We start from the raw sequence: 11,550 nt of genomic DNA, 5'->3' as shown, positions 1-11,550 counted from the left end.
GGCGCTTCCCCTTAGCGAAAACCAAAGAGAGGGTGTATGCATACGCATGATGTGGCAGATGACAAGACCTATAAGCAGTTTGGGCCGAAGCTGAAGACAGAGTTACCCGGCCCTAAAGCAAAGGCGATTATCGAGGCTGACGATCGCCTGATGAGCCCAAGCTACACGCGGAGCTATCCGCTGGTTGCCAAGCGCGGGCGCGGCGCTCGCATGGAGGATGTCGATGGCAACGAGTTCCTCGACTTTTCCGCTGGTATCGCGGTGACATCGACCGGACATTGCCACCCCGATGTTGTGAAAGCGATCCACAATCAGTCGTCGGAGTTCATTCACATGAGCGGGACTGACTTCTACTACGAGGGAATGGTTGCCCTGGCGGAACGGTTGAGCAAGGTGGCGCCGATGAAGGGGCCGCACAGGTTTTACTACGGAAACTCCGGCGCGGAAGCCATCGAGTGTGCATTGAAGCTGGCGCGCTATCACACAGGACGGCAAAGCATCATTGCGTTCCTCGGTTCGTTTCACGGCAGAACGATGGGCGCGCTCTCGCTGACGGCTTCGAAGACACAACAAAAGCGCCGGTTTTCACCGCTTGTTCCCGGCGTTGTTCACGTACCGTACCCCTATGCGTATCGCGGGTGCCCCGCGGGGCAGACGGAGGAGTCGTTTGCACTGGGATGCGCGCATTATATCGAAGAGAAGCTCTTCAAGACGATCCTGCCTGCCGAAGAGGTCGCCGCAATCTTTGTTGAGGCCATCCAGGGAGAAGGCGGATACGTGGTTGCACCCACAGTCTTCATGCAGGAGTTACGGGGGATCTGCGACCGGCATGGAATTCTGCTCGTCGTGGATGAAGTGCAATCCGGAGCAGGACGCACCGGCAAGTGGTGGGCCGTGCAACATACCGGCGTCGAGCCGGACATTGTGTGCATGGCCAAGGGCATAGCGAGCGGAATGCCGCTCAGCGTGTGCATGTCAAAGGCAGGGATCATGGATTGGAAGCCGGGCAGCCATGCCTCCACCTTTGGCGGCAACCCGGTCGCCATCGCAGCAGCGCTGGCGACGATGGACGTGATCGAGCGAGAAGGGCTGGAAAACGCCAGCGCCCTTGGCAACGAGATGAAGGCACGCGCGGAGACGTGGATGTCGAAGTATGGGATTGTCGGCGACGTCCGTGGCCGCGGACTGATGATCGCCATCGAGATCGTCAAAGACCGGGAGAGCCGCGAGGCTTACGGCGCTGCGCGCGACCGGATCGTCAATATGGCGTTTGAGCAAGGTCTCCTGTTGCTGGGGTGCGGTGAGACCAGCATCAGATTGTCTCCTCCCCTGACCATACTGCCCGAAGAGGCAACCATTGCAATGGATATCCTCGAAAGCTGCATCGCCGAAAGCTGTAAAGCGAACTACTGACCTCAACTTCCGGTTGCGCTGCGATCCTCCGTTGTGGGTGACGCAGCGCTCAGGACCACTTGAGAGCAATCATCGGCCAAGACATCTCTCACAGAGAACGCTTCCGAATCACATCGACGAAGGCCCGCACGGCGGGATTGCCGCTGTTTCTCCGCCAGATCAGGTAAAGATCGGCATGAACTTCGGGAACGTTCAGCTTTCTGAACCGAACGTTCTCGAAGTGAAGCGCTTCTGCGGTCTCTGGAACCAGGGCCACTCCCAATCCTGCGCTGACCAGCGCGAGGATCGAGTGGATCTGGCTGACGTGCTGCACGTAGGTTGGCGACAGGTTGCCGCGACGAAAGAGACTATCGATCAGCGCGTAGAAGTAGAACCCGTCTTTGGGTGAAAAGGTAATCATCGGCTCCGATTGAATCTCTTCAAGGCGGATATTTTGTTTACGGGCAAGCCTGTGTCCACTTGGGACAGCAAGGCGCAGCGGCTCCTGCGCGATGCAGACGCCATCGGTCTGCTGGTGGTTCGGCGGTTGCCTTCCCAGTCCGAGATCGATCTGACCGGACTTGAGCGCTTCGATCTGCTGCACCGTCACCATCTCCTCCAGAACGATCTCGACATCCTTCAGCGCAGCACTAATTCGTGTCAGCAGACGTGGCAGATGCCGGTAGCTGGAACCTGCGGTAAATCCCATCTTCAATATGCCCGCCTGTCCCTGCGAATGCCGCCGGGCCACCGAGACCGAGTTCTCAGCCATGGCAAGAAGGTGCCTGGCCTCGGCCCGGAAGGCGTGTCCTGCCGGGGTTAATTGGACACTACGGTTTGTTCGAGTAAAGAGCTGAAACCCGAGGGTGTGCTCCAGCAGTTGAATCTGCCTGCTGAGGGGAGACTGCGTAATGTGCAGTCTCCGGGAAGCGCGCCCGAAGTGCAGTTCATCAGCGACAACCAGAAAGTACTGAAGCTGCTTTAGCTCGAACATTAAGTCCTATTCTGCATGAATCGATGCTTAATATAATTCCATTACGCATCGATCTCCGATTTATATTTTTAGTGCGGCAGAATACACATCAAAGTCTCTGCCAAATAAAGGACAACTCTGATGGCGCGCATGAATCCCCAGGAATTGGCGAAGGCTGTTGGCGGCGGCCTGCTCTCATTCCCCGTCACGCACTTCAACAAGCAGAATGCTTTTGACGAAAAACCCTACCGCGGACACATTGAATGGCTTTTGGAGTACAAACCCGCGGGGTTGTTTGCCGCTGGAGGCACGGGAGAGTTCTTCTCGCTCAGCCAGCCGGAGTTTTCGCAGGTCGTCTCGGCCGCGGCGCAGCAGACGGCAGGCAGAGTGCCGGTGCTGGCGGGTTGCGGCTATGGAACAGCGATGGCGATCGAGTTTGCAAAGGCCGCTGAGGCCGCCGGAGCCGACGGTATTCTGCTGCTTCCGCCTTATCTGGTTGGCGCAGAGCAGAGCGGCCTGGCCGCTCATGCGGAAGCCGTATGCAGGGCGACCAGTCTCGGAGTCATCCTCTACAACCGCGACAACTTCGTCATCAACGAGGACACGCTGGAATCGCTCTGCAATCGTTGCCCAAACCTAATCGGATTCAAAGATGGTTATGGCGACATCGAGTTGATGACTCGGATCTATGCACGGATGGGAGACCGTCTTACCTATGTCGGAGGTCTGCCCACCGCTGAGACATTCGCACTTCCCTATCTTGAGATGGGCGTCACTACGTACTCTTCGGCAATCTTCAATTTTCTGCCGAACTTCGCAAACAGCTTCTACGCGGCGGTGCGGAAACGCGATCATGAGGCGATCTACAAGGGCCTCAAAGAGTTCGTTCTGCCTTATAGCCGCATCCGCAACCGCCGCAAGGGATATGCTGTTTCCATCGTCAAGGCAGGTATGAAGGTCATTGGGCGTCCGGCTGGTTCTGTACGGTCGCCGCTGCTCGACCTCGATGCGAAAGAGTTGGAAGAGCTGTCTGCATTGATCAAAGGGCGCTCGTAGATACCTCGGATTGGATCGAAGACAATGTCAGACAGAAGCCAATCTCATGTTCGCTTTCTGATCATCACCATGCTGTTCGTGGCGAGCTGCTTCAGCTATGGAGACAGGGTCGTACTCTCTATCGCCGGTGGCGACCTTTCGCACAAGCTCGGATTGACGCCGCTGCAACTGGGCTATCTCTTTTCCGGATTCAGTTGGGCTTATGTTCTTGCGCAATTGCCCGCAGGCGGCCTGCTCGATCGGTTCGGCTCAAAGCGTATCTACGGCATCAGCATTGTCTGTTGGTCCATCTGCGCGCTGCTTGCCGGGTTTGTAGGATTCCTTCCTGCTGCCATGGGCTTTGCTGCTTTGTTTGCGCTGCGTTTTCTCTCGGGCCTCGCACAATCTCCTGTGTTTCCAGGCAATGGGCGCATCGTCGCGGCCTGGTTCCCTACTGCTGAACGCGGACGTGCCTCTGCCATCTTCAACTCGTCGCAGTATTTTGCTCTCGTCGCATTTGGGCCTGTGATGGGATGGCTGGTCCATCGCTATGGATGGATGGCGTGCTTCTGGTTCGGAGGCGCTCTCAGCCTGTTGCTTAGCTTCGTATGGTTCAAGGTCATCTACAGCGTAAAGACTCACCCGCGCATCAGCGACGCAGAGATCAGCTACATCGAAGAAGGCGGCGGGCTGGCAAACATGGACCGCAGTCTCGCAGCGGGAGCCAATCCGAATCAGCTCACATGGTCAGCCATTCGCAAGCTGCTTGGCTATCGCATGCTGGTTGGCATTTACATTGGCCAGTACTGCATCACGACCCTGACGTGGTTTTTTCTGACGTGGTTTCCTGTGTACCTCAACCAGGCGCGTCATATCTCAATTATGAAGACCGGATTCCTGGTCGCGGTGCCGGCGCTCTGCGGATCGATCGGTGGCGTCTTCGGCGGCATCGTCTCAGATCGTCTGCTGAGAGATGGGCATTCCCTGACCTTTGCGCGCAAGGTTCCGATTGTGATGGGCATGGCGCTTTCGATGACGATGATTCTGTGCAACTACGTCAATACGCAGACGGTCGTCATCCTGCTGATGTCGCTTGCCTTCTTCGGTAAAGGCTTTGGCGCGCTGGGATGGACTGTCATCTCCGATGTCTCACCGCGAAACATGATCGGCATCAACGGCGGTCTGTTCAACCTGATCGGCAACCTCGCAGGAATCACAACGCCCATCATCATCGGGTTTATTGTGCAGAAGACGGGATCGTTCAACCTCGCGCTGGTCTTCGTTGGATTTACAGCGCTTGCCGCGATCATTGCTTATCTGCCGCTTGTGGGCACGATCCATCGCGTCGATTTCGCACCTGCCGCAGAGAGGGCTGTCTCCTGATGCAGACAATATCTGCACCTACTCCGGTCGTTTCGTCGATGCGCGTCATCCCCGTCGCGGGGCACGACAGCATGTTGCTCAACCTGAGCGGCGCGCACGCTCCATTCTTCACCCGCAACCTCGTTGTACTTACCGACAACGCCGGGCATACGGGCGTTGGAGAGGTCCCTGGCGGCGAGAAGATTCGCTCTGTACTCAGGGAAGCCACGTCTCTCGTCATCGGTCAGCAGATTGCGCGCTACCAGTCTGTGCTGAACACCGTACATGGCCAGTTCGCGGATCGCGACAGCGAAGGCCGCGGTCTCCAGACCTTCGACCTGCGAACGGCTGTACACGCGGTCACAGCAATCGAATCGGCGATGCTCGATCTGCTCGGACAGTTCCTGGAACTCCCCGTTGCAGCGTTGCTCGGTGAAGGTAAGCAGCGATCAAAGGTAGAAGCGCTTGGCTATCTGTTCTTTATCGGCGATCGCAAGCGCAGCGATCTCTCTTACCGTAGTGAAGAAAGCAGTCACGATGAGTGGTTTCGCCTCAGGAACGAAGAGGCGCTGACTCCAGATTCAATTGTGAAGCTGGCAGAGACCGCGCATCGCCGCTACGGCTTCAATGATTTCAAGTTGAAGGGCGGAGTATTGGATGGGATCGAAGAGATGGAGGCTGTGACCGCGCTTGCAGAACGTTTTCCAGACGCACGCATTACCCTCGATCCCAACGGCGCCTGGTCGCTCGATGAAGCAATACATCTCTGCGCCGGGAAGCACACCGTCCTTGCCTATGCTGAAGATCCGTGTGGAGCGGAGAAGGGTTTTTCAGGCCGCGAGATCATGGCGGAGTTCCGCAACGCAACGGGTCTCCCCACTGCAACGAATATGATTGCTACGGACTGGCGGCAGCTTCGGCATGCGGCACAGCTCAAGGCGGTAGACATCCCTCTGGCTGATCCGCACTTCTGGACGATGCAGGGATCCGTTCGCGTCGCGCAGTTTTGCCGCGACTGGGGTCTCACTTGGGGATCGCACTCCAACAATCATTTCGATGTATCGCTTGCGATGTTTACTCATGTCGCCGCCGCTGCTCCCGGCAAAGTGACTGCGATCGATACGCACTGGATCTGGCAGGATGGCCAACGTCTTACAAAGGAACCGCTTCGCATCGAAAGCGGAGAGATCGCCGTGCCCTCCACACCCGGACTTGGCGTAGAACTGGACTGGAAGCAGGTGGAACACGCAAACTTGTTATACAGGAGCATGGAGCTCGGCAGCCGCGACGATGCGCTCGCAATGCAGTGCCTGATGCCGGGCTGGAGGTTTGACCCCAAGAGACCATGCCTTCTGCCGCGAATCTAATCATGCGGCGAACAACGATATTGGAGATGGGCTTCATGCAGATAAGCGGCAGACTTCTACTTGGCAGCGATGCAGTTCAAGGAACAGCGGAAAAATTCCGCGCCATCAACCCCGCTACCGGCGAGTTGATGGAACCGGAGTTCTACGGTGCATCGGTCGAACAGATCGATCAGGCGTGCAGGCTCGCATCACAAGCATTTGATACCTACCGCAATACTTCGCTCGAATCTCGCGCGACATTTCTTGAAGCGGTCGCGCAGTGCATCATGGACCTCGGCGACGAGTTGATCGAGCGCACGATGGCCGAAAGCGGTCTACCGCGCCCGCGCATCGAAGGCGAACGTGGACGCACGGTGGGCCAGTTGCGACTCTTCGCAAGCGTTGTACGGCAGGGCTTGTGGATTGCTCCCATTCTTGATTCTGCGCTCCCCGATCGCACACCTCTGCCGAGACCCGATCTCAGGCACCGCAAGATTCCTCTTGGCCCGATTGCCGTCTTTGGAGCGAGCAACTTCCCGCTCGCCTTCTCCGTCGCCGGCGGCGACACAGCTTCGGCGCTTGCAGCAGGGTGCCCGGTCGTAACAAAGGCGCATCCATCTCACCCGGGCACATCCGAGCTTGTCGGTCGAGCAATTCAAAAAGCCGTCGCTGATTGCAAATTGCCCGCCGGAGTCTTTGCTCTGATCACAGGCCAAGGCAATCGTGTCGGCGAAGCGCTTGCGGCGCATCCAGCGATCACCGCAGTCGCTTTTACAGGAAGCCGCCGCGGCGGGCTGGCCATTGCATCCATTGCGGCGAAGCGCCCTGTGCCCATTCCGATCTACGCTGAGATGAGCAGCGTCAATCCTGTCTTCCTTCTGCCCGGAGCGCTAGGCGGCGACGTCGCTGCTCTGGCACAGGGCTTTGCCGATTCTGCCACGCTGGGAGCGGGCCAGTTTTGCACACAGCCGGGAATCGTCTTCGCAATGAAGAGTACGGCCTTCGATTACTTCGAGAGGGCTGTCATCGAAAAATTTTCGGCAAAGGGCTTCTCGACGATGCTCAGCCATGGAATCCACGCGGCATATGAGCACGGAGTCCGCGCCTTTGAAGGGCACGACGATGTCACGCAGATTGCGCGAGGACAAGCGACGCCTCGCGGCCAGTGTGCTGCCGTACCCACTCTTTTCAAGACGACGGCATCGACCTTCCTCAAAGATCGACGCCTGTCCGAAGAGGTCTTCGGTCCATCGTCTCTACTTGTCGCTTGCGATAACACGCAACAGATGATCGACCTTGCCGAGTCGCTCGAAGGGCAGCTAACGGCAACTCTTCACATGTCCTCTGCCGACACTGCTTTTGCGAAGGCGTTGGTCGGCGTTCTCGAACGCAAGGCCGGCCGTATTCTGATAAACGGTTTTCCGACCGGCGTCGAGGTCTCGTATGCGATGGTTCACGGTGGCCCTTATCCGGCAACGAGCAACGATCGCCACACCTCTGTTGGAGCGACGGCCATCGACCGCTTTCTGCGACCAGTCTGCTACCAGAACTTTCCCGCAGAGTTATTGCCTGAAGAATTGACTGACCAAAACCCGTTGCATTTATGGAGGCTTCAGGACGGCAAGTTCGTACAGGGCTAGCCATCACAAGCGGCGATGACCGATTCCATCAAACCTCGATATATTCGCATCGATGATCGCGACAACGTCGCCATTATTGTGAATGCCGGCGGTCTGCCTGCGGGTAGTGTTTTTCCGTCCGGACTCACATTGCTCGAAGCAGTACCCGAAGCACACAAGGTTGCACTGACGGATCTCAACTCTGGGGACGCCATCGTCCGCTATGGCTCTGTCATCGGCTACGCAGCGCGAGCGATCTCCAAAGGCGCATGGGTACCTGAGGATGCGATGATTTCGCCTCCTCCTCCTTCCCTCGATACGCTTCCACTTGCGACGGCAACGCCGGTCCCGCTTGCTCCGCTCATGGGCTACACCTTTCAGGGATATCGCAACGCCGACGGCACTGCGGGAACAAAGAATATCCTCGCCATCAGCACAACAGTGCAGTGCGTCGCGGCAACGGTGGACTACGCCGTTCGCCGTATCAAGAACGAAATACTGCCGCGGTACCCAAACGTCGACGACGTTATTGCTATTACGCATAATTACGGCTGTGGCGTTGCCATTCAGGCCCCGGGAGCGGCGATTCCGATACGCACGCTGCGCAATCTCAGTCTCAACCCGAACCTCGGCGGCAAACCCGTAGTGGTCAGCCTGGGCTGCGAAAAGATGCAGCCCGTGCAGATGCTTCCTTCAAGCGCGTTACCGGTGCTGGCCGATGAGCCATACGTGATCCGCCTTCAGGACGAGGAGCATCACGGCTTCGCCGACATGGTTGCGGCGTTGATGGGGATGGCAGAAAATCGCCTCGAGCGACTCAACAGGCGCGTCCGCGTCACCTGTCCGGCGTCCGATCTCGTCGTCGGCCTCCAGTGTGGTGGCAGCGATGCCTTCTCGGGAGTGACCGCGAACCCCGCCTTGGGCTTCGCGGCCGACCTTCTCGTTCGCGCCGGTGCGACCGTGATCTTTTCTGAAGTGACCGAGGTGCGTGACGCCGTTCATCTTCTTACGGCAAGGGCCGCCAACGAGAACGTCGCCCGCGATCTGATCCGCGAGATGGCCTGGTACGACAACTACCTCGCGCAGGGAGAGGCAGACCGCAGCGCAAATCCATCGCCGGGAAACAAGAAGGGCGGCCTCGGCAACATCGTCGAAAAAGCTCTTGGCTCCGTCGCGAAGGCGGGCACCAGCGCGCTGATGGGCGTAGCGGCTCCCGGGGAGCGGGTCACGCAGAAGGGACTGGTCTTTGCCGCAACACCGGCCAGCGACTTCATCTGCGGCACGCTTCAACTGGCCGCTTCCATGAACATGCACGTATTTACGACCGGGCGCGGTACACCATACGGTCTTGCCATGGCTCCTGTTATCAAGGTTGCTACCCGAACTTCGCTTGCAGAACGGTGGCACGACCTGATCGACATCGACGCAGGCCGCATTGCCACGGGTGAGGCAACGACCGAAGATGTTGGCTGGGAGATCTTCCGGCTGATTCTCAAAGTGGCAAGCGGCGAGCACAAGACCTGGGCCGACAAGTGGGGCCTGCACAACGAGTACGCCCTCTTCAATCCTGGCCCTGTAACGTAGCGCTCTTCAGCGATTGCGGCCCGGGCTCAGATCTGTTTCAGTCGATCGAGATATGCTCCGAGCACATCCCGCCGGAGCGTGTAGTTGACGAACTTTCCGTCGCGCTCCGACTCAATCAGGCCTGCGTTTTCCAGCTCTTTCATGTGGTGAGAGAGCGTGGCTGCGCTGACTGGGATACACTCCCGAATGTCGCCGCAGGCGCAGACATCTTTGTTTCCCAGCTTCTGGAGAATCTCGTACCGGCGAGGATCGGCCAATGCCCGCGAGATCAGATGGAACTGGCGGTCGGAGAGTGAGATTGGTTTCAACTCGGCCACAACTCTAATTTACCGGATACGGCAGCGTCTTCACGGCGCGTTATGGAGAACGTGTCACCAGCAAAAGAATGGCGCATCCTGACGGATGCGCCATTCCGGATTTCTGCAGCAGTCACAATCTTACGACTGCTCGCCCTCTTCACCTGCCTGAGGGGTCTGCTCCTCAAGCTGCTTCTGTAGCTCTTCGCGCTTCTTGGCGCGAACTTCGGCGCGCTTCTGCGCCTTCTCGTTCAACTCCTGCTCGGCGCCAAGCAGCTCGATGAACGCCATCTCTGCGGCGTCGCCCTTGCGTGCTCCGGTGCGCGTGATGCGCGAGTAGCCGCCGTTGCGCGAGGCGTAGCGCGGGGCCACCACCGCGAAGAGGCGGTCGACCGACTCAGGCGTCAGCAGATAAGCCGCAGCCTGGCGGCGAGCGTGAACATCGCCGCGCTTGCCGAGGGTGATCATGCGCTCGACGAGCGGCTTGGATGCCTTCGCCTTGGTGACGGTCGTTTCAATGCGGTCCATCAAAACGATCGAAGTGACGAGGTTGCGCAGTGTAGCGCGGCGGTGGCTGGTGTTACGTCCTAGTTTGAAACCTGCATTGCGATGGCGCATTGTTTGATCTCCTTCGGTCAGAGCTTGTGCTCAACCGGATTGTTATGGGTGATGCTTGAAACAGGGAGCAAGGGCTTGCTACTCCCTACTCCCTGTCCCCTATTCCCTGCTCTTAGAAGTTGTCCGAATCGGCGGGAAGAGCGAGATCGTCGTCCTCATCCTCGTCATCATCGTCGTCATCGAAGCGGCCGAAGCTGGCGGCGAGCGTCGCTGCCGGCAGGACGGACGTCGGTCCGGGCTGCGGGTTGCCGTTCTCGTCGATCTTCATGCCGAGCGACAGGCCCATCTGCGCGAGGATCTCCTTGATCTCGTTCAGGGACTTGCGGCCGAAGTTCTTCGTCTTCAGCATCTCTGCTTCGGTCTTCTGGATCAGTTCACCGATGGTCGCGATATTGGCATTCTTCAGGCAGTTGTAGCTGCGAACCGAGAGCTCAAGCTCTTCGACCGAGCGGTTGAGGTTCTCGTTGCGGACCGCCGGGCCATCGTGACCGCCATCGTGACCGGCCTCCATCTCCTCCTCGAAGTTGATGAAGATCGACATGTGGTCCTTGAGCAGCTTGGCCGAAAGGCCGAGCGCGTCGGCGGGAAGCACCGTGCCGTTGGTCCAGATCTCGAGTGTGAGCTTGTCGTAGTCTGTGATCTGACCGAGACGCGCCGCCTCAACGAGGTAGTTGACCTTGCGCACAGGCGAATGGACGCTGTCGACCGGAATGAAGCCAAGGCCCAGGTCGGCGTCGAAGTTCTTGTCGGCCGAGATGTAACCGCGGCCGCGCTTGAGGCGCATCTCCATGTCGATCTTGCCGCCCTCGGAGATAGTGCAGATGTAGACGTCCTTGTCGAGGATCTCGACGTCGCCGTCGGCCTCGATCGAACCGGAGGTCACAACGCCGGCCGCGTCGGAGCGCAGATAGAGCGCCTTGGGGCCGTCGCCGTTCAGCTTGAACGGAATCTGCTTGAGGTTGAGGATGATGTCGGTCGCGTCTTCGACAACGCCGGCGATCGACTGGAACTCGTGCAACACGCCCTCGATGCGGACTGCCGTCACGGCCGCGCCCTCGATGGACGAGAGCAGGGTGCGACGCAGCGCATTGCCGATGGTTGTACCGAAGCCGCGCTCAAAGGGCTGGGCGCTGAACTTGCCGTACTTTTCTGTGAGTGTTTCGCTGTCGACTGCGAGGCGCTTGGGCTTCTGGAATCCTCTCCAAAGCATGTGTTTCTCCTTTATCCGTCCTAGCCGCGAAGCACTTTGCGGTCTGGCGGGTGGTTCGGTTGCGGTTTAAGTTGTGGTTGATGCTGCTGGAAGCCATCCCGCAGCGGGAAGCAGA

General features: G+C 58.4%; 10 protein-coding genes. 6 read left to right on the top strand and 4 right to left on the bottom strand.

Features of this window, described 5'->3' with window-relative positions; all coding sequences use genetic code 11:
- Nucleotides 1-36 precede the first annotated feature (36 nt).
- On the top strand, nucleotides 37-1,413 hold the full coding sequence (locus tag JSS95_16145) for an acetyl ornithine aminotransferase family protein (protein ID MBS1801344.1): 1,377 nt from the start codon (nucleotides 37-39) through the stop codon (nucleotides 1,411-1,413).
- A gap of 88 nt (nucleotides 1,414-1,501) precedes the next feature.
- On the opposite strand, the gene JSS95_16140 is transcribed toward JSS95_16145, so the two are convergent.
- Nucleotides 1,502-2,386 (bottom strand): LysR family transcriptional regulator, encoded by an 885-nt coding sequence (locus tag JSS95_16140; GenBank protein ID MBS1801343.1) that lies wholly within the window; start codon nucleotides 2,384-2,386, stop codon nucleotides 1,502-1,504.
- A 120-nt stretch (nucleotides 2,387-2,506) separates the two neighbouring features.
- Here JSS95_16140 and kdgD point away from each other — a divergent pair, with 120 nt between their 5' ends.
- From kdgD to garD, 5 genes are read left to right on the top strand one after another with little or no spacing between them, the layout of a single operon-like run.
- Nucleotides 2,507-3,421: a 5-dehydro-4-deoxyglucarate dehydratase gene (gene kdgD / locus JSS95_16135; protein MBS1801342.1), complete on the top strand. Its 915-nt coding sequence runs from the start codon at nucleotides 2,507-2,509 to the stop codon at nucleotides 3,419-3,421.
- Nucleotides 3,422-3,445: 24 nt separating this feature from the next.
- Entirely contained in the window at nucleotides 3,446-4,783 is a 1,338-nt protein-coding gene (locus JSS95_16130; GenBank protein ID MBS1801341.1) for an MFS transporter, read from the top strand.
- Nucleotides 4,783-6,129, top strand: a complete 1,347-nt coding sequence (gudD, locus tag JSS95_16125; protein MBS1801340.1) for a glucarate dehydratase — start codon at nucleotides 4,783-4,785, stop codon at nucleotides 6,127-6,129. The genes JSS95_16130 and gudD overlap by 1 nt, the downstream gene beginning before the upstream one ends.
- A gap of 35 nt (nucleotides 6,130-6,164) precedes the next feature.
- Nucleotides 6,165-7,748, top strand: coding sequence for an aldehyde dehydrogenase (NADP(+)) (locus JSS95_16120; GenBank protein MBS1801339.1), 1,584 nt, complete (start codon nucleotides 6,165-6,167; stop codon nucleotides 7,746-7,748).
- Nucleotides 7,749-7,763: 15 nt separating this feature from the next.
- Entirely contained in the window at nucleotides 7,764-9,311 is a 1,548-nt protein-coding gene (gene garD, locus JSS95_16115; protein ID MBS1801338.1) for a galactarate dehydratase, read from the top strand.
- Nucleotides 9,312-9,337: 26 nt separating this feature from the next.
- On the opposite strand, the gene JSS95_16110 is transcribed toward garD, so the two are convergent.
- From JSS95_16110 to JSS95_16100, 3 genes are all read right to left on the bottom strand, one after another.
- Nucleotides 9,338-9,628, bottom strand: coding sequence for a helix-turn-helix transcriptional regulator (locus JSS95_16110; protein MBS1801337.1), 291 nt, complete (start codon nucleotides 9,626-9,628; stop codon nucleotides 9,338-9,340).
- A 120-nt stretch (nucleotides 9,629-9,748) separates the two neighbouring features.
- Nucleotides 9,749-10,225, bottom strand: coding sequence for a 50S ribosomal protein L17 (rplQ, locus tag JSS95_16105; GenBank protein MBS1801336.1), 477 nt, complete (start codon nucleotides 10,223-10,225; stop codon nucleotides 9,749-9,751).
- 112 nt (nucleotides 10,226-10,337) lie between these two features.
- Nucleotides 10,338-11,435, bottom strand: a complete 1,098-nt coding sequence (locus tag JSS95_16100) for a DNA-directed RNA polymerase subunit alpha (protein MBS1801335.1) — start codon at nucleotides 11,433-11,435, stop codon at nucleotides 10,338-10,340.
- Between the last annotated feature and the right edge of the window lie 115 nt (nucleotides 11,436-11,550).

The organism is Acidobacteriota bacterium (genome assembly GCA_018268895.1).
Classification (GTDB): Bacteria; Acidobacteriota; Terriglobia; order Terriglobales; family Acidobacteriaceae; genus Edaphobacter.
Note: the sequence above shows the minus strand (reverse complement) of the source record. Positions and strands in the feature narration are given on the sequence as shown.